Source organism: Histidinibacterium lentulum (assembly GCF_003789055.1).
In the GTDB taxonomy this organism is placed as follows: Bacteria; Pseudomonadota; Alphaproteobacteria; order Rhodobacterales; family Rhodobacteraceae; genus Oceanicola; species Oceanicola lentulus.
This window is the reverse complement of the sequence record NZ_ML119081.1, coordinates 299,711-315,572: the sequence shown is the minus strand read 5'-3', so window position 1 is coordinate 315,572 and position 15,862 is coordinate 299,711. Positions and strand designations below refer to the sequence as shown.

Sequence of the window (15,862 nt, the reverse complement as noted above, 5' to 3'; positions counted from 1 at the left end):
GGCATGACCGAGGTCACGCTTCCCCGGCCAGAGACGACCGACGAGTCGTATTTCGACGCCGGGGCGGCGCTGGCCGCGCTGGAGGCGGGGGAGCCTGTCGCGTTTCCCCCGTTCGACCTGGTCCATTGGGGCGGGTTCTGCTGGTGCCTCAACTACCGGCGCGATCCCGTCCAATCCGCCTTGCGACAGGGCCGCTTCTACGAAGAAGGCCAGCTTGCCGTGCTGAAGCGGCACCTGAGAGGCGGCGCCCATGTCATTGATATCGGGGCAAACATCGGCAATCATTCGATCTGGTTCGCGCGGCGCGCGGGCGCTGCGCGGGTGGTGGTCGCCGAGCCGAACCCGCTGGCACTGGCGCCGCTCATGGCGAATGTTCTCGTGAACGGACTGCGGGAGGTGATCGACCTGACGCGGATCGGGGTCGGCCTGTCCGACGAGGCGGCCGCCGGGCTGAGGATGAAGCGGCACGACCGCAATCTCGGCGCGACGCGGATGTTTCCCGAAGGCGGGGATCTGCGCGTCGTCCGGGGCGACGACCTGTTTGCGACAGAACGGCCGGACCTCATCAAGATCGACGTGGAAGGCATGGAAATGAAAGTTCTTTCCGGCCTCGAGTCGATCGTCTCGGATCACCGCCCGTTGCTTTTCGTGGAGGTGGACGCGGCGAACGAGGGCGCCTTTGCCGACTGGTGCGCGTCTCGGGATTACGGCGCCGAACGGCTCGCGGCCACCAGCGATCACGGATCCAACTGGCTGGCAACCTGCAGAAGGTCGGGAGGATGACGGGCCGGCGTGTGACGACTGACGGACAGCGTGTTCTGCGCCATTCCGTCCCCTCGCGGCGGAGGCTGATCTGGGCTGCGCGCAATGTCGGGTTCCGCTGTCCGGTCACTCCCGAGTTCGGGGACCCCGCCCCATGTCTCGGCGCGCAGCGGGCAAGGGGGCGCGCCATGACCTTCGGGACTGGCCTCACGAAACGGTTTGCATGTTGACGGCGCCGGAGGGGACGAACCGCAGATCGCGCGCGCGCGCGCGCCTGCTGACCTTGCGACGCGCGAAGGACGGGATCGCGGGAGTGCGGGGTCGATGAGCGAAACCGGCAATGCCCGGGGCGATGGCACGCCCGTTTTCCACCGACCGGCCCCCGGCCAGCGGCCGCGGCTGACGCTTCCCGAGAGGGAGGCAGACTGGCTGTGCGAGATGTACGCCCGGGCCGAAGTCATCCTGGAATACGGCGCGGGCGGCTCGACCGTGATCGCCGCGGAACTGGGCAAGCGGGTGACAGCGGTCGAGAGCGATGCCGGATGGGTGGAGCAGATGCAGGGCTGGTTCCGCGCGAATCCAGTCCCTTACAGGCCGGTGCTGCACCATGTGGACATCGGTCCGACGACACGCTGGGGAATGCCGCAGAACCATCTGCGCTATGGCCAGTTCGTGAAATACCCGCTGGAGATCTGGGATACGGACATGCCACAGCCGGATCTGGTGCTGATCGACGGTCGATTCCGGGTCGGATGCCTGCTGGCCTGCCTGTTTCGGTCGCAGGCCCCTGTTACCGTGCTGTTTGACGATTACGTCACACGCGAGGAATACCACGTGGTCGAGGCCTTCGCCGACCGGGTGGCGAACCGGGGGCGCATGGCGCGCTTCGAGGTCACGCCCCGCGCCATACGCAACGATGAATTGCTCGAGGTGATCGGGCTGATGCAACGCAAGCGGTGAGGGCGCCGCAGACGGGAGAAGAAAATGCTGAATATCAAAGGGCTGGAAGTCAAGCTTGAGGAAGAGGACAAGCAGATCCTGAAGGGCGTCGACCTCGAGGTCGAGGCGGGCTCGGTCCATGCGATCATGGGGCCGAACGGATCGGGAAAGTCCACGCTGAGCTATGTCCTCTCGGGGCGGGACGGCTACGAGGTCACGGCCGGCACTGCGATGCTCGAAGGAGCGGACCTTCTCGACATGGACCCCGAGGAAAGGGCCGCGGCGGGACTGTTTCTCGCGTTCCAGTATCCGGTGGAGATCCCGGGGGTGGGCAACATGACCTTCCTCAGGACGGCGGTGAACGCCCAGCGCGTTGCCCGCGGGCAGGAGGAGATGTCCTCCGCGGATTTCCTCAAGCTGGTGCGGGCCAAGGCAAAGGAACTGCAGATCGAGCCCGACATGCTGAAGCGGTCGGTCAACGTGGGCTTCTCCGGTGGCGAGAAGAAGCGCAACGAGATCCTGCAGATGGCGGTGCTCGAGCCCAAGATGTGCATCCTCGACGAGACCGACAGCGGGCTTGACGTCGATGCGATGCGGCTCGTGTCGGACGGGGTGAACGCGCTCCGCGACGCCGGCCGCGGCTTTCTCGTCATCACGCATTACCAGCGGCTTCTGGACCATATCGTGCCCGACGTGGTGCATATCATGTCCGACGGCCGGATCGTGAAATCCGGCGGGCCTGAACTGGCCCTCGAGGTCGAGAAGAACGGCTATGCCGACATTCTGAATGAGGTGGCCTGATGGCCCGGGCAGCGATCCGACAGCAGAAGATCGACGCGACCGAGGAGCGGCTGAGCGGGCTCAGCCTGCCGGAGAGCGGCGCATGGGGGCAGGAGGCCCGGGAAGCGGCGCTCGAGCGGCTGCGGTCTATGGGCCTGCCGCACCGGCGGGACGAGTACTGGAAATTCACCGACCCCGGCACGCTCACCCGGGCCGAAGCGCCGCCGGCTGCGCTTCTCGACGCGGACGAGGCGGCGGTCTTCGATGATGTCGATGCAGTGCGGGTGGTGTTCGTCGACGGTGTCTTCGACCCCGACGCATCGTCCGACCTCACCATGGAAGGCATCGAGATCGTGCGACTCAGCGATGCGATGGCCAGCGACATCCACTGGGCGCGCGACCTGTATGGGGTGCTCGAGGCGCGGAGCCACGAGAACGTGCCGCGTCCGCTGGCGGCCTTCAACACCGCCTTCGCCACAGATGGAATCGTGATCCGGGTGACGGCGACGCCTTCGAAGCCCGTTCAGGTGAAATATCTCCGCAAGTCAGAGCGTTCCGACGCGATCCTCCACCACTGCGTCAAGGTCGAGACCGGCGCGTCACTGACCCTTCTCGAAAGCGGACCGGCTGCGGCCCGCTTTTCCAAGGGGCTGGAAGTCGATGTGGCGGACGGGGCGCAGATGCATCTCGTCAAGACGCAGGGCCGCGACCACGAGCGCCGCGCCGTCACCGCGACCTTTGCCCGTCTCGGAACGGAGAGCGTGTTCAAGGCGTTCTGCCTTACTGTGAACGGTGTGCTGACTCGCAACGAGGTGGTGGTGGACCTGACGGGTGACGACGCGGTGGCCCATGTCGCGGGTGCCTGTCTGGGCGACGGCGCCGATTTCCATCACGACGACACGGTCTTCATCACCCACGACGCCCAGCGCTGCGAAAGCCGGCAGGTGTTCAAGAAGGTGCTGCGGAACGGCGCCACCGGCGTGTTCCAGGGCAAGATCCTGGTGAAACCGGGCGCCCAGAAGACGGATGGCTACCAGATCAGCCAGTCGCTGCTGCTCGACGAGGCGAGCCAGTTCCTCGCCAAGCCGGAACTGGAGATCTACGCCGACGACGTGGCCTGTTCCCACGGCTCCACGTCGGGCGCCATCGACCGCGACGCGCTCTACTACCTGCGCGCCCGCGGCGTGCCGGAAGGGATCGCCCAGGATCTCCTGACCCTGGCCTTCGTGGCCGAGGCGCTTGAGGAGATCGAGAACGAGGCCTATGCCGAGGCGCTGCGCGAACGTCTGGCGCAGTGGCTGGAGCGGCGGCGGGAGCGCAAGCAGGCCTGATGGCTGTGACAACCGATATCGCGCGGACGTGGCGCGGCCCGCGCCGCGTCATGCGGGATCTGCTGGCCAAGGGCGAGCGGGAGGACCGCGCGATCGTCTATCTGATGGCGGCCTGTGTCCTGCTGTTCATGGCGCGCTGGCCGGTGCTGGTGCGGGCGGCCGAGGGGATCGAACCCTTGCCCGGTCAGGATGGCGCAAGCCTGACGCAACTTCTGACCTACGGCTTCTTCGCCACCGTGATGATCCTGCCGCTGATGCTCTACGGCATAGGCGCCCTGGCGCATCTGGCAGCACGGGCCCTGGGCGGGCGCGGGACCTTCTACCGGGCACGGCTGGCGCTGTTCTGGGCGCTCCTCGCAGCGAGCCCGGTGGCGCTGCTTCACGGCCTCGTGCGCGGGTTCATCGGCCCCGGCTTCGAGGCCATGCTCACCGGGGCGCTCTGGGTCGGGGTCTTTCTTTGGTTCTGGATCGCGGGACTGATCGAGGCGGAGCGCGGCATATGACCGATGCGATGCAGGGCTTCGGCCGCCTTCTCGTTCAGACCGTCAGAGACCCGGCAGCGGTGGCAGGGCTGATCACGGGGGCCCGGCTGTCCCGCGACGTGCTGTGGTCCGCGCTCGCGCTGGTCACAATCCTGTCGGTGCTGCTGGTCGCGCTGATCGGTCTCGCGCTGCCCGCGGACCCGGTGGATGCGCCCTCCGGACCGCCGATCACGCCGCTGACCTATGCGCTGATCCTCGGCGGCTCGCTGGTGATCACGATCTTCGCCCTGCACTGGACGGGCCAGATGCTGGGCGGCACCGGGGCCTTCGAGGACACGCTGGCGCTCGTGGTGTGGCTGCAGGTGCTCCTGCTGGCGCTGCAGACCGTGCAGGCGGTGCTGCTGATGCTTCTGCCACTGCTGGGGTCGATCGCGGCGCTGGCTTCCGTGGCCATTGCCCTGTGGGTTCTGGTCAATTTCATCAATGTCGCGCAGCGATTCGACAGTCTCGGACGCGCCGCGCTGACGCTTGTCGCCGCCCTTCTGGGTGTCGGAGTGGGGCTGTCTGTCCTGCTCGGCCTCGTCGGGGCGAGCGTCTGAGAGAGAGGGTCGATGTACGACGTCGAAACCATCCGCGCCGATTTCCCCATCCTGGGGCGAGAGGTGAACGGCAAGCCGCTGGTCTATCTCGACAACGGCGCGAGCGCCCAGAAGCCTCGGGTCGTCATCGACGCGGTCACGCGCGCCTATGCCGAGGAATATTCGAACGTTCATCGCGGCTTGCACTATCTTTCGAACCTCGCCACCGAGAAGTACGAGAGCGTGCGCGGAACCGTGGCACGGTTTCTCAACGCGGGCTCGGAAGAGGAGATCGTGCTGAACTCGGGAACGACCGAAGGGATCAACATGGTCGCCTACGGCTGGGCCATGCCGCGGATGGAGGCGGGCGACGAGATCATCCTCAGCGTGATGGAGCATCACGCCAACATCGTGCCCTGGCATTTCCTGCGCGAACGTCAGGGCGTGAAGATCACCTGGGTCGATGTGGACACCACCGGCGCGCTCGATCCGCAGAAGGTGCTGGATGCGGTCACCGACCGCACGAAACTGATCGCGGTCACGCATCTGTCGAACGTTCTGGGCACCAAGGTGGACGTGAAGGCAATCTGCGACGGCGCGCGAGAGAAGGGCGTTGCGGTGCTGGTCGACGGCAGCCAGGGCGCGGTCCACATTCCCGTGGACGTGCAGGACATCGGCTGCGATTTCTATGCGGTGACCGGTCACAAGCTCTACGGGCCGAGCGGGTCCGGCGCGATCTACGTCCGGCGGGAGCGGCTCCGGGAGATGCGGCCCTTCATGGGCGGCGGCGACATGATCCGCGAGGTCACGAAGGAGAGCGTGGTCTACAACGATCCGCCGATGAAGTTCGAGGCGGGGACGCCCGGCATCGTGCAGACGATCGGGCTGGGCGTGGCGCTCGACTACATGATGGGGCTGGGGATGGAGAGCATCGCCGCCCATGAGGACAGTCTGCGCGACTACGCGCGGGATCGGCTGACGGGGCTGAACTGGCTCAACCTGCAGGGGACCACGCCCGACAAGGCTGCGATCTTCTCCTTCACCCTTGAGGGTGCTGCCCATGCGCATGACATCTCCACGATCCTCGACAAGAAGGGCGTGGCCGTCCGCGCGGGGCAGCATTGCACCGGGCCTCTCATGGAGCATCTCGGGGTGTCGGCGACCTGCCGCGCCTCGTTCGGTCTCTACAATACGACCCGCGAAGTGGATGTCCTCGTCGAAGCGCTGGAACTGGCGCACGAGCTTTTCGCCTGACGGTCGCGCCCTTTCGGCGTTGCGACGGCCCGAGGGCGCTGCTATGGAGCGCCGAGGCACCCGTAGCTCAGCTGGATAGAGCGCTGCCCTCCGAAGGCAGAGGCCAGAGGTTCGAATCCTCTCGGGTGCGCCATTCTCCACGGTTTCGTGCGGTATCCGGCCCTCCGACGGTGTCCTGCGCCTGCTTCTCGGCGGGCAGCAGGGGGCACGATCGGTGGTGGAGCGGGAGGAGAGGGCATTGCCGGAAACTGACTGAGACGGTTTCCGCTTCTCGAGAACCTCGATGCCATGGGCTGAAGTGCCGCGTGACGCTGTCGACCGGTTTCAGAGCCCCTCGATCGTGAACTCGGGCGCGCCTTGCCAGACGAGCTTCCAGCTCGCGCCCGGGCGGACATTCTGGATGATGCCGGGATCGAAGGCGACGAAGCACCGTCCGTCCGGGTGGCGCACGGAGGGGTAGATGAGCCCGCGATGCCCCTCTGCCCGCAAGTCCGCAGCGAGGCGCTGCCCGGCCGGATAGCCCCGCTCGGGGTCGGGATCGAGCGCAAGATGCGCGTCCCCCTGCAGATCGGGGAAATCCCCGATGAAATCCGCCAGCAGTTCCACGTAACGCGCCTCGTCCTCGTAGCGGCCGATGAAACCCAGCTCGCGGGTGCGGTGAAAGCCGACCTCCTGCGCGCTCGTCAGCGTCTCCCAGGCGCAGTACCAGGCACCGCGGTCGCCGGAATTGAACCGGTTCCCCGAGGGTCGGGTATAGGTGAAGGCCGCGTTGACATGGCTCTGCCCGTAGAGGGTCAGGTCATGGGACCGCCGCGCGAATGCCAGTTCGCGCCGGTCGAGCGCGGGGCTGCCCTCGCGTTCCGCGATCAGGCGGGCGCTCGTCTCGCCTTCGATCCCGGCTAGGATCGCCGCCTCCTCGTCGCTGTCCACGAGGCCCCGCAGCACAGGCGGCTTGTGATGGGTCTCGGGGATCAGCCGGACAAGGGCGCGGTCGTTGACCGACGTGATCCTCAAACCCCGCCCCGCAGTGCATCCACATAACCCCGCACGCGCAGGATCTTGGGCAATCCCCCTTCGATCATCGCGTCGACGGGCCGCGCGCCGTCGAACTCCGGACCACGGTTCGGCAGTTTCACCCAGTCGCGCGAGATCGGTTCATCGAAATACAGCTCGAGCGACTTGTAGAGGCCGATGAGCGCGGAGAACCGCAGCATCTGGTCCCGCGTCAGATCCCCCGCAAATCCGGGCTTCCTGGCCCGTTTCCAGGTTGAGTCCGACATGTCCGCAAGCGCGGCCGCCTCGCGCAGGGTCAGAGACCATGCATCCGCGATCCGGGCAAAGGCCTTGAGCGCGACGCGCTGCCGATCCGGTGCGGTCCGGTCCAGAACGGGATTCTGCATGGTCTGCCACTCCTTCGACCCTCGCATGGCAGATAGGATCATATGGACCCGCAAACAAGTCCATATGATCCTATCTGTTGCGCGCGGCCGTCACCCGGCCGGGGGCGGGAGGCCCATCCCATGTCAGCCGGTCAGGACCGGCACGAGGATCATCGCATTGCCGAGTCCGTGCAGCAGCATGCAGGCCGGCAGATTGCGCCGCCACAGGTAGAGCGCGTAGATCAGCGCGACGTTGAGGCCCTGGTACAGCAGCCAGTGCGGCCCGAAGAACAGCAGATGCGGCGCGACGAAGAGCGTGAGGCTCACCGCCGTGGCGAGCCTCAAGCTGCCGGTAAGGGAGGCCAGTCGTTCGATCGGATACCCGCGATAGAGCACCTCTTCGGTCACGGCCGTCGTGACGATCAGCGCGATCAGGACGGGCAGCGGCAAGGCCAGCAAGAGATCCATGCCGCCGGACGGGGCAGGTGGAACCAGGGATGTCAGGATCGAGGAGAGTCCCGTCGCAAGAGCGAAGAACCCGACCGCCCACCCGAGGTCCGCGGCGCTCGGCCTCCGCAACCCGATCGACTTGGGGCCGAGGCGCTCGACCGTCACGATGAACAGGAGGATCAGCGCGACGGCCAGCCAGTTCCAGAGGAGGACAGACGGCGGCCCGCGGAAGAAGTCCGCCTCGATCCCGGTTACCGCAACGATCCGGTTCGCATAGATCGGCAGAAAGGCGATCCCCAGTCCGACGAGTGTTCGAAGGCCCCGTCTGCCCCGCAGGTCCGTGTCGCCGAAAGACATCGTCCATCCCGCTCCCTTCGGATCGCCGGCGGCGCCGCACCGTTGCGTCCCCGTCGCAGACCGATTCCTTCCAGGTGATGCTCTGTGCGGGTCCGCTCACGGGTGGCCCGGATTGCCGGGGCGATCGTTGACGATCTATTCCTGCCTTCGCCGGATGGGCCGGGCCGTCAACCCCGTTCCGCCTCCCTGCACAGAGGGCTTGCGGCGCCCTGGACGACGTCGAAGGGCTATGGTGGGGCGACGGGTCCGAGGTCACGCCTGTGACCCGTCCTCCTCCGGGGCAACGACGGGCCAGTAGGTGCCGAAGGCCCAGAGGTTGCCTTCCGGATCGCGGCAGGTGAACTCGCGGCCGTGGCCGGTGTCCCGCAGCGGCTGCACGATATCTGCGCCCGCCGCCTCGGCCCGGGCGCAGGCGGCATCCGCGTCCGACACCGCGACGTAGATCGCGTCGGTCCTGCGGGATTCGGGGCTGCCGACGAGCCGGCCATAGTCGTCGTCCTTGCTCTGGCCGATCATGATGATGGAGCGCCCGAGCCGCAGCTCCGCATGGGCGATGGAGTCGCCGTCACGGAAGACCGCGTGCTCGGAGAAGCCGAAGGCCGCCTTGAGCCAGTCCAGCATGGTGGCTGACTCGCGAAAGCGCAGGGTCGGGAATATGCAGGGGGCGGTGTTCATGCGACGGTCCTCCGGGTCTGATGGAGGGCAGCTTACGCCGGAGCGGCGACGCGATCTTGAAGGAAAGTCGCCTCCGCGCGCGCATCTCCGACTGCTCAGAAATGGATCAGGGACCGCGGCGTGCCTCCGCCCAGGGCCTGAAACTCCCGCGTCATGTGCGCCTGGTCTGCATAGCCGCCCGCGGCGGCGATATCCGCGAGATCTGTGCTGCCTCCCGCCGCACGGATCGTCGTCAGGCTGCGCCGGAACCGCAGGATCCGCGCCACGGTCTTGGGCCTCAGTCCGATCTCGTGCTGAAACCGGCGCGACAGATGCTTGCGGCTGACACCGAGCTCCGCCGCAAGCTGCTCCACGCGCAGCGAAGCGTGGGCGCGCATCATCAGCGTCCAGGCGCCTTCGGTCAGCGCGGACGGCGCGTGGAGAAACCGCCCCTGCAGGAACCGCTCGACCAGGGCGAACCGCCCCGGCCAGTCGTCGGTGGCGCCGAGATCGTCGCGCAAGGCCCGTCCGACCGGTCCGAGCAGTGCGTCGACCGGGACGAGCTGCGCGGCGATCTCCGACAGCGGCAGGCCGAAGAACCGGAGGGCCCCCAGCGGCGTGAAGTCGATCTGGATGCATTCCGCGTTGCCGGTCGATCCGATCCGGACGGGCCCCGACGTCAGTCCCGCGACGAAGTCCGCGTGGCGGTCGCCGTCCGACGGACCCGGCTCCAGCGCGATCGTGAAGGCGTCGCGAAAGCTGATGACCATGGGAACCACGAGGGAGGCGGGCTCCCGCTGCACAGCTGCCATGCCCGAGCGTTCCTTGTATCCGGTCATGCCGGCCACGAGCCCGTGCAGCCATGCAGGGCAGGGGTGACGGTGCATGACGGGCGGGATGTTCCGCTCGGGCATCGACCAGAAGACCTCCATCTCGGATCCTTCCGAACCCTTGTATCACGCCGTCGCGCACGCGGCGAAACGGGGAGAGGCGGATCCGATGCGGCCCTGCGAACAGCGACTCCGGTCGGATCGTCATGCCAGGCGCTTCGCAGATGCTTCAGCCGGCCTCGGGTGTGCCCATTTCGGGAGGCGAGAGCGTCGAGGGAGCGGCCATTGCCAACATGGTTGAAATCATAGGCCATCACCTATTGAATGAGCCGCGAACCGCATGAGCCGCCGATGACACGCGTATCTCCGAACCAGGATCCCTTCCGGGCGATCGCCGATCCCAACCGCCGGCAAATGCTGGACCTGATGCTTGCCGAAGAGCGCACGGTCGGGGTCCTCGCCGACCATCTGGGGATCGCCCAGCCCTCGGTGTCCCAGCACATGCAGGTGCTGCGACTGGCAGGGCTCGTGGACGCGAGGACCGAAGGACGGCGCACGCTCTACAGCGTGCGGGCTGCCGAGCTGCGGCGGGTCGCGGACTGGATCGCGAAATACGAGGCGTTCTGGTCGGACCGTCTCGACGCGCTGGAAGACCACCTGTCGCGCATGAAGAATTGAGGACGCCCCGACAATGAAGGACATCGAGATCAGCCGCACCCTCGGCTATCCCCGCGAGATGGTCTGGCACGCCCTGACCGACAGTGGCCAGCTCGCGGCCTGGCTCATGCCCAACGACTTCCGTCCCGAGGTCGGACACCGGTTCACCTTCACGACCAAGCCCGCCCCGGGGTTCGACGGGATCGTGCGGTGCGAGGTGCTGGAACTGTCGCCGCCCGAGCGCCTCGTGATCAGCTGGCGGGGTGGCGGGCTCGACACGCGCGTGAGCTTCGATCTGGCGGAGACGGACGAAGGCACGCGCCTGACCCTGCGCCATTCGGGCTTCGCCGGCCTTTCGAACGTCATCCCGCGCATCGCCCTCGGCTTCGGCTGGAAAGACCTGCTGTGGAAGAAGCTCCCCGGCCACCTGGGTGCCGCTGGCCAGTCAGCCCCCGTGGCCAATTGACGGCGAAGGGCCCACTTGGGCCTGTATCTGCCCACGTCAGGACGCATTGCGTGCCGGGAGCGCCCATGCCGTGCCGAACGCGACCAGCCCGAGGACGGGCGGCGCCCAGCCGATGTTCACGATGTGGTACGCGAAAAGGCTCAGGCCGAGAAGGGCGAGCAGGAGGAGGAAGAGCAGTGCCCTGCGTCGGGAGGATCGACCGCCCAAGCCGCCTTCGGCTTTCCAGACGAGGTATCCGCCGGTCGCCGCGGCGGTGGTGGCGACGACCGCATTCGCCGGAAACGGCAGCATGACCTGAAGAATCAGGACGGCCCAGATCGCGCCGAGCGCCGGACCATACCACCCTGGCGGGCCTGTGCCTCGCAACGCGGCTTTCTCTTCGTCCGTGGTCTTCATCTCGGTCGGTCGTCCTGCCCGGGTTCGCCCTCTGTCACCTGAACCTCCTTCGCTCCCGTCGTGGCGTCGCGCCGCCTTGAAGGCCCGCGACTTGACGACTGCGGGGACCAATAGTACGAACCTGCGTACTAACGTATTTATGGGCCGAGTTCAATGGACGACCCCTCAGGTCTGGCCGACCGGATTGCCGCGCTCGAGGCGCGGGTGGCGAAACTGGAGACCCCCGACGCGCTGTCGCCGCGCCTGGCGGCGGACGCAACGGTGCTCGACTGGCTGCGGACCGAGGCGCCCGAGGGCGGGGGCGTGGCCTTCGCGGGCACCCTGGCACTTCCGGGTGGCCGCCGGGTGGAGTGGCAGATGGGCCATCCGGCGAGCGGGCTCCTCGAGGCGGACTGGCGCGACATCGCGCCTGCGCTGGCCGCCCTCGGCCACCCGGTTCGGCTGCTTCTTCTGAACGCGGTGCTGGCCGGCACGCAGGAGACCGCCGCGCTGGCCGAGATCCTGGGCGACGGCACGACCGGGCAGTTGCACCATCATCTGCGCGAACTGACGGCGGCGGGCTGGCTGCGGGCCGAACGCCGTGGCCGCTACGACATCCCGGCCGACCGGGTGGTCCCGCTGCTCGTCGCCATCGCCGCCGCGGGCGGGCCGCAGACGGGGCAGGTGCGACAATGACCGACGACACCTTTCGCTGCGACCTGTCCATCCGGTTCGACCCATGGGGCCATGCGGACGACGATGAGCTCGAGGTCCTCGTGCCTCTGCCCGCGGATGACGGCCGCCAGACGGTGCGCGATCTGCGCGCACCCGAGGGCACCGACATTTCGGATGCGCACGGACACCGCCGGATGATCCGTCTCAAGAGGGGAGAGACCGTCGAGGTCTCGGCCCGGATGGAGACGCGCCGCCTGCGCCCTGGCGACCATCTCGACCTGCCGCCGCCAGGGCCCGTGGACCGGGCGCCGGGACTGATGACGACACCGGACGCGGCGCTGCGCGCGCTGGCCGACGAGAGCCTGCGCGGCGTCGAGGGGCAGGGCGCGCGCATTGCGGCGCTCGCCCAGGCGGCGGCCGGGGCGCTGCGCTACCGCTACCCGAAGGACGCCCGCGGCGCCGCCCTGTCGCTGGCACGGGGCTGGGGCGATTGCGGCGAGTATGCCTTCGTCTTCGTGGCCCTCTGCCATGTGGCCGGCATTCCCGCGCGCCCCGTCTTCGGGATGATCGTCGCCCCGTGGTTCCGCACGCCGCATGCCTGGGCCGAGGCATGGGACGGCGCTGGCTGGTGCCCGGTCGACCCCAATCTGGTGCGCGAGGGCGGCTATCTCGGCCCCCTCCTCGAGACCGGTCGCGCGCCCGAGGCCCATATCGGCGCGCTCGATCCCTACCGCGTCGTGCTCTCGCGCCACACCGGCATCCCCTGGCCCGGTGCGCCGTCGACGCGGAGCGGGAGCGTTCCTTCGATCACCCTCGCGGTCGAGGGGCTCGGTCCGGTGACGTTCTGGCACGAGGCGCCGCTCTGGAACGGTTCGCCCGTCGTACCCTACCTGCAACTGCCCTGGCCGATGATCCGCCACCCGTCGAGGGCCACGCCCCTGAACCTGCTCCGCCGCCAGCGTGCGTGGCGATTCCGCGTGGGGGCCCCCTCGCGGCTTCTTCCCCGCAACCCGCTGGTCTGGACGGATCTGCTGGTGCTGCACCCGCTGAAGGGCCTCGCCGTCGTGATGATGGCGCCCCTGGTCGCGTCAGCAGTTCCGCCGCTGGCGCCGGCGCTGGAGATCGTCGTCTGGGCCTGGCGCCTGCTGTTTCCGGTCGGGATGCTGCGCTACCTCCTGCTTCTCCGGCTTCGCTCCGCCGGGTGGCTCAGGCTGGAAGCGGCCCTCGGCCTCGCCTCCCCAAGGACGGGCGGCAAGTTCACCGAAAGGACCGGATGACATGACGCTCCTGCACGTCTCGATCAGCGCGGAGAACCCCGAGCGCGTGTCCACCTTTCTCGCGACCCTGCTCGGCGGCGAGGCCCTGCCGTTCCCGCCCTTTCCCGACTCCTGGATCGCCTTCGCCGGACAGGACGACGGCACGGCCATCGAGGTCTATCCGCTGACCCACCGGCTCAAGATCGGGCCCGAGGCGATCGCCTGCGAGGCGGGACCGCCTGACGCCAGCCCAAGCTTCGCCCATGTCGCGATCCGATCCGCGTTCGGACGCGAGGAAGTCCTCGCCCGTGGCGCGGCCGAAGGCTGGACCACGCGGCTCTGCAACCGCGGGCCGTTCGACTGCGTCGAGATGTGGCTGGAGAACCGCCTGCTCGTGGAGGTCCTCGATCCCGCCATGCAGCGCGATTACGCGCGCGGCATGACCATGCAGAACTGGCGCAGGATGTTCGGGCTGGGATGAAGGGCCCGTGGTCAGAACGCCGACGAGGTGGACAATCCCTCTTCAGGGGGGTGGACGGTCGGGTCTGGATGACGCACGCAGAGGCCGCCGGGGGCCGAGGCGTGCAGGACCTGGTCGGCAGGTCGGGGACCAGCATCCGGGGAGGGGCGCACCATGCGGATGGAACCGGAAACCGGGGCGTTGTCGTCCACCGGAGGCAGCCGGCAGCGATCCGCAGGACCGGCGCCGGGCCGGGGCCGACACCCGCGGGATCCGTCCTGTGACATCGACCCGGCGAACCCCGCAGCCTGTGAGCTCTGATCCCGGCAGGAACATCGCATGGACGGACTGACAGCCTACCAGCTCACCCTGATCGCGCTCGGCGCGATCGGGTTCGGCATCTGGCTTCTCGTGAAGGGCGGGGATGTCACCATCGCCGCGGCGGTGCGGATCGCAGAAAGCTCCGGGCTCTCCAAACTCTTCATCGCGGCGACGATCGTCGCCTTCGGGACTTCCGCTCCGGAGCTGTTCACCTCCGTCAACGCCAACCTGAGCGGGTTTCCGGGGATCTCGGTCGGCAACGTGATCGGATCGAACATCGCCAATGTCCTCGTGGTCGTCGGCGTCTCCGCGGTCATCGCACCCGTCCTGATCGACCGGCGGGAGGTGCGCGTCGACACCTGGATGATGGTGTTCGCGACCCTGGCCATGGCGGCGGCGGTGTGGGCCGGCAGTCTTCCGACCTGGGCGGGCCTCGCCATGATCGGGACGATCGTCGCCTATGTGGTCTGTCAGTACAGGGCGAGCCGGATCGACGTCGAGGAGGATGAGACCGACGAGCCTCTGGCCGGAAACCCCTATGTGCTCGTGACCGTCGGCATCACCACGCTGGTCCTGGGCTCGGAGATCCTCGTTCAGGGGGCGGTGGCCGGCGGCCATGCGCTCGGCGTGCCGGAGGCGGTGATCGGCATGACGGTGATCGCCTTCGGGACCTCGCTGCCGGAGCTGACCGCCTGCGTGGCCGCCGCCCGCAAGGGACAGTCGGACATGATCGTCGGCGGGATCGTCGGGTCGAACATCTTCAACATCCTGTCCGTCATGGCGATCAGCGCCGCCCTGAAACCGCTGATCATCGAGCCGCGTTTCGCGACCATCGACCTGCCCGTGGTGCTTGTGGTGACCGCTGTCTTCACCGTCTTCCTGCTGACGATCGGCCGGATCGGCCGGACCGCGGGGATTGCAATGATCGCTGCCTATCTCGCCTTCGTCGCGGTTCAGTACGGCTGGAGTCCCGAGATCCATGCCGGACTTGTTGCCCCCTGATCCGGAGCCCCGCGGCCGGGCTACCGGTTGGCGTCAGGAGAACCTCGGCGGCCGTTTCTCGAGGAAGGCCCGGCAGCCTTCGGCGAAATCCGGGCCCCCGAACGAGGCGTCGTAGGCGGCGCGAAGGGTGTCGGGTTCGGCGTCGGCCCCGGCGCGGATCGCCTCGATCATGGCCTTGGCCGTGCGGATGGACACCTGGGAGAGCCCCGCAAGGGTCTCGGCATAGGTCAGCGTCTCGGCGTCCAGCGTTTCGGGAGGCAGGCAGCGGTCGGTCAGGCCGATGGCGAGAGCCTCTTCGGCGCCGATCAGGCGGGCGGAGAAGAGAATGTCCTTGGCCCGCGCGGGCCCCACCAGGGTCACGAGCTGTCGTGTGGCGCTGAAGGAATAGGCGAGCCCCAGTCGCGCCGGCGGGATGCCCAGCCGCGCGTCGGAGGCGGCGAAGCGCAGGTCGGCCGAAAGGGCGAGGCCGCACCCGCCGCCGACGCAGGCCCCGCGGATGCGGGCGATCACCGGCTTCGATAGGCCCGCTACGGCGGTCTGACCTGCATGGACGACCGCGTTGGTCCGGCCTGCCTCATCTGGCGTGGCGTAGCTCTCGGCGAATTCGCTGATATCGGCGCCGGCGCTGAAGGTATCGCCCTCGCCGGTCAGGATCAGGACCCGGATGCCGTCGTCGCGGTCGATCCGGGCGCAGAGTTCCGGCAGGGCCGCCCACATCGCCCGCGAAACCGCGTTGCGCCTTTCCGGGGCCGACAGCGTCAGGACCGCGACCGGACCGGGCGCGAGCCGCAGGCGGCCGTCTGCATGGAGTTCTTCGGTCATGGCGCCCCGTCCTCTCTGGTGGTGTCAGGTCC

Annotated in this window: 20 protein-coding genes and 1 tRNA gene; 14 read left to right on the top strand and 7 right to left on the bottom strand. The window is 68.0% G+C overall.

All coding sequences use genetic code 11. The features are described 5' to 3' along the window. The first annotated feature begins 3 nt into the window (after positions 1-3). From EAT49_RS01560 to EAT49_RS01525, 8 genes are all read left to right on the top strand, one after another. Positions 4-783: an FkbM family methyltransferase gene (locus tag EAT49_RS01560; RefSeq protein WP_123640518.1), complete on the top strand. Its 780-nt coding sequence runs from the start codon at positions 4-6 to the stop codon at positions 781-783. Positions 784-1,086: 303 nt separating this feature from the next. Beyond that, positions 1,087-1,722 carry a hypothetical protein gene (locus tag EAT49_RS01555; RefSeq protein WP_246003719.1) on the top strand — a complete coding sequence of 212 codons (636 nt, stop codon included), beginning with the start codon at positions 1,087-1,089 and terminating at the stop codon, positions 1,720-1,722. 24 nt (positions 1,723-1,746) lie between these two features. Continuing rightward, positions 1,747-2,502, top strand: a complete 756-nt coding sequence (gene sufC / locus EAT49_RS01550; RefSeq protein ID WP_123640517.1) for a Fe-S cluster assembly ATPase SufC — start codon at positions 1,747-1,749, stop codon at positions 2,500-2,502. Continuing rightward, positions 2,502-3,812, top strand: coding sequence for a SufB/SufD family protein (locus tag EAT49_RS01545; RefSeq protein ID WP_123640516.1), 1,311 nt, complete (start codon positions 2,502-2,504; stop codon positions 3,810-3,812). The genes sufC and EAT49_RS01545 overlap by 1 nt, the downstream gene beginning before the upstream one ends. Further along, on the top strand, positions 3,812-4,315 hold the full coding sequence (locus tag EAT49_RS01540) for a YIP1 family protein (protein ID WP_123640515.1): 504 nt from the start codon (positions 3,812-3,814) through the stop codon (positions 4,313-4,315). The genes EAT49_RS01545 and EAT49_RS01540 overlap by 1 nt, the downstream gene beginning before the upstream one ends. Further along, entirely contained in the window at positions 4,312-4,893 is a 582-nt protein-coding gene (locus EAT49_RS01535) for a YIP1 family protein (RefSeq protein ID WP_123640514.1), read from the top strand. The genes EAT49_RS01540 and EAT49_RS01535 overlap by 4 nt, the downstream gene beginning before the upstream one ends. A gap of 12 nt (positions 4,894-4,905) precedes the next feature. Continuing rightward, positions 4,906-6,126, top strand: a complete 1,221-nt coding sequence (locus EAT49_RS01530; RefSeq protein ID WP_123640513.1) for a cysteine desulfurase — start codon at positions 4,906-4,908, stop codon at positions 6,124-6,126. A gap of 56 nt (positions 6,127-6,182) precedes the next feature. Then, positions 6,183-6,259: transfer RNA gene (locus tag EAT49_RS01525), tRNA-Arg, on the top strand. Between the two features lie 191 nt (positions 6,260-6,450). On the opposite strand, the gene EAT49_RS01520 is transcribed toward EAT49_RS01525, so the two are convergent. The 5 genes from EAT49_RS01520 to EAT49_RS01500 all read right to left on the bottom strand — a co-directional run bounded on the left by EAT49_RS01520 (position 6,451) and on the right by EAT49_RS01500 (position 9,898). Next, positions 6,451-7,140, bottom strand: a complete 690-nt coding sequence (locus tag EAT49_RS01520) for an RES family NAD+ phosphorylase (RefSeq protein WP_123640512.1) — start codon at positions 7,138-7,140, stop codon at positions 6,451-6,453. Further along, positions 7,137-7,526: an antitoxin Xre-like helix-turn-helix domain-containing protein gene (locus EAT49_RS01515; RefSeq protein WP_123640511.1), complete on the bottom strand. Its 390-nt coding sequence runs from the start codon at positions 7,524-7,526 to the stop codon at positions 7,137-7,139. The genes EAT49_RS01520 and EAT49_RS01515 overlap by 4 nt, the downstream gene beginning before the upstream one ends. Before the next feature lie 123 nt (positions 7,527-7,649). Further along, positions 7,650-8,312 carry a CPBP family intramembrane glutamic endopeptidase gene (locus EAT49_RS01510; RefSeq protein WP_123640510.1) on the bottom strand — a complete coding sequence of 221 codons (663 nt, stop codon included), beginning with the start codon at positions 8,310-8,312 and terminating at the stop codon, positions 7,650-7,652. 252 nt (positions 8,313-8,564) lie between these two features. Beyond that, positions 8,565-8,987 carry a VOC family protein gene (locus EAT49_RS01505; RefSeq protein ID WP_123640509.1) on the bottom strand — a complete coding sequence of 141 codons (423 nt, stop codon included), beginning with the start codon at positions 8,985-8,987 and terminating at the stop codon, positions 8,565-8,567. Positions 8,988-9,082: 95 nt separating this feature from the next. Further along, positions 9,083-9,898, bottom strand: coding sequence for a helix-turn-helix domain-containing protein (locus tag EAT49_RS01500; RefSeq protein ID WP_123640508.1), 816 nt, complete (start codon positions 9,896-9,898; stop codon positions 9,083-9,085). Between the two features lie 249 nt (positions 9,899-10,147). On the opposite strand from EAT49_RS01500, the gene EAT49_RS01495 reads away from it, so the two are divergent. Both EAT49_RS01495 and EAT49_RS01490 read left to right on the top strand, forming a co-directional pair. Continuing rightward, complete coding sequence (locus tag EAT49_RS01495; protein ID WP_123640507.1) at positions 10,148-10,474, top strand: ArsR/SmtB family transcription factor; 327 nt, start codon at positions 10,148-10,150, stop codon at positions 10,472-10,474. A 13-nt stretch (positions 10,475-10,487) separates the two neighbouring features. Further along, positions 10,488-10,919, top strand: coding sequence for an SRPBCC family protein (locus tag EAT49_RS01490; protein ID WP_123640506.1), 432 nt, complete (start codon positions 10,488-10,490; stop codon positions 10,917-10,919). 36 nt (positions 10,920-10,955) lie between these two features. Here the strand turns inward: EAT49_RS01490 and EAT49_RS01485 are convergent, their stop codons facing one another. Then, the gene (locus EAT49_RS01485; RefSeq protein WP_123640505.1) at positions 10,956-11,315 is read right to left on the bottom strand and encodes a hypothetical protein; all 360 of its coding nucleotides are present in this window, start codon (positions 11,313-11,315) and stop codon (positions 10,956-10,958) included. A gap of 153 nt (positions 11,316-11,468) precedes the next feature. Here EAT49_RS01485 and EAT49_RS01480 point away from each other — a divergent pair, with 153 nt between their 5' ends. From EAT49_RS01480 to EAT49_RS01465, 4 genes are all read left to right on the top strand, one after another. Further along, complete coding sequence (locus tag EAT49_RS01480) at positions 11,469-11,990, top strand: ArsR/SmtB family transcription factor (RefSeq protein ID WP_123640504.1); 522 nt, start codon at positions 11,469-11,471, stop codon at positions 11,988-11,990. After that, positions 11,987-13,246, top strand: coding sequence for a transglutaminase-like domain-containing protein (locus EAT49_RS01475; RefSeq protein ID WP_123640503.1), 1,260 nt, complete (start codon positions 11,987-11,989; stop codon positions 13,244-13,246). Before EAT49_RS01480 ends, EAT49_RS01475 begins: the two co-directional genes overlap by 4 nt. Position 13,247: 1 nt before the next feature. Next, on the top strand, positions 13,248-13,706 hold the full coding sequence (locus EAT49_RS21020; protein ID WP_185020605.1) for a VOC family protein: 459 nt from the start codon (positions 13,248-13,250) through the stop codon (positions 13,704-13,706). Between the two features lie 318 nt (positions 13,707-14,024). After that, a complete protein-coding gene (locus tag EAT49_RS01465; RefSeq protein ID WP_123640502.1) occupies positions 14,025-15,008 on the top strand; it encodes a calcium/sodium antiporter in 984 nt (327 codons plus the stop codon). Positions 15,009-15,041: 33 nt separating this feature from the next. Here EAT49_RS01465 and EAT49_RS01460 read toward each other — a convergent pair whose 3' ends face one another. After that, positions 15,042-15,830 carry an enoyl-CoA hydratase-related protein gene (locus EAT49_RS01460; RefSeq protein ID WP_123640501.1) on the bottom strand — a complete coding sequence of 263 codons (789 nt, stop codon included), beginning with the start codon at positions 15,828-15,830 and terminating at the stop codon, positions 15,042-15,044. Between the last annotated feature and the right edge of the window lie 32 nt (positions 15,831-15,862).

Excerpts from the sequence above, each read along its gene's own strand:
- EAT49_RS01485 (WP_123640505.1), bottom strand. The coding sequence starts at position 11,315 with ATGAAGACCACGGACGAAGAGAAAGCCGCGTTGCGAGGCACAGGCCCG.
- EAT49_RS01480 (WP_123640504.1), top strand. The coding sequence starts at position 11,469 with ATGGACGACCCCTCAGGTCTGGCCGACCGGATTGCCGCGCTCGAGGCG.
- EAT49_RS01475 (WP_123640503.1), top strand. The coding sequence starts at position 11,987 with ATGACCGACGACACCTTTCGCTGCGACCTGTCCATCCGGTTCGACCCA.
- EAT49_RS21020 (WP_185020605.1), top strand. The coding sequence starts at position 13,248 with ATGACGCTCCTGCACGTCTCGATCAGCGCGGAGAACCCCGAGCGCGTG.
- EAT49_RS01495 (WP_123640507.1), top strand. The coding sequence starts at position 10,148 with ATGACACGCGTATCTCCGAACCAGGATCCCTTCCGGGCGATCGCCGAT.
- EAT49_RS01555 (WP_246003719.1), top strand. The coding sequence starts at position 1,087 with ATGAGCGAAACCGGCAATGCCCGGGGCGATGGCACGCCCGTTTTCCAC.
- sufC (WP_123640517.1), top strand. The coding sequence starts at position 1,747 with ATGCTGAATATCAAAGGGCTGGAAGTCAAGCTTGAGGAAGAGGACAAG.
- EAT49_RS01515 (WP_123640511.1), bottom strand. The coding sequence starts at position 7,526 with ATGCAGAATCCCGTTCTGGACCGGACCGCACCGGATCGGCAGCGCGTC.
- EAT49_RS01500 (WP_123640508.1), bottom strand. The coding sequence starts at position 9,898 with ATGGAGGTCTTCTGGTCGATGCCCGAGCGGAACATCCCGCCCGTCATG.
- EAT49_RS01460 (WP_123640501.1), bottom strand. The coding sequence starts at position 15,830 with ATGACCGAAGAACTCCATGCAGACGGCCGCCTGCGGCTCGCGCCCGGT.
- EAT49_RS01490 (WP_123640506.1), top strand. The coding sequence starts at position 10,488 with ATGAAGGACATCGAGATCAGCCGCACCCTCGGCTATCCCCGCGAGATG.
- EAT49_RS01560 (WP_123640518.1), top strand. The coding sequence starts at position 4 with ATGACCGAGGTCACGCTTCCCCGGCCAGAGACGACCGACGAGTCGTAT.
- EAT49_RS01540 (WP_123640515.1), top strand. The coding sequence starts at position 3,812 with ATGGCTGTGACAACCGATATCGCGCGGACGTGGCGCGGCCCGCGCCGC.
- EAT49_RS01535 (WP_123640514.1), top strand. The coding sequence starts at position 4,312 with ATGACCGATGCGATGCAGGGCTTCGGCCGCCTTCTCGTTCAGACCGTC.
- EAT49_RS01505 (WP_123640509.1), bottom strand. The coding sequence starts at position 8,987 with ATGAACACCGCCCCCTGCATATTCCCGACCCTGCGCTTTCGCGAGTCA.
- EAT49_RS01510 (WP_123640510.1), bottom strand. The coding sequence starts at position 8,312 with ATGTCTTTCGGCGACACGGACCTGCGGGGCAGACGGGGCCTTCGAACA.
- EAT49_RS01530 (WP_123640513.1), top strand. The coding sequence starts at position 4,906 with ATGTACGACGTCGAAACCATCCGCGCCGATTTCCCCATCCTGGGGCGA.
- EAT49_RS01545 (WP_123640516.1), top strand. The coding sequence starts at position 2,502 with ATGGCCCGGGCAGCGATCCGACAGCAGAAGATCGACGCGACCGAGGAG.
- EAT49_RS01465 (WP_123640502.1), top strand. The coding sequence starts at position 14,025 with ATGGACGGACTGACAGCCTACCAGCTCACCCTGATCGCGCTCGGCGCG.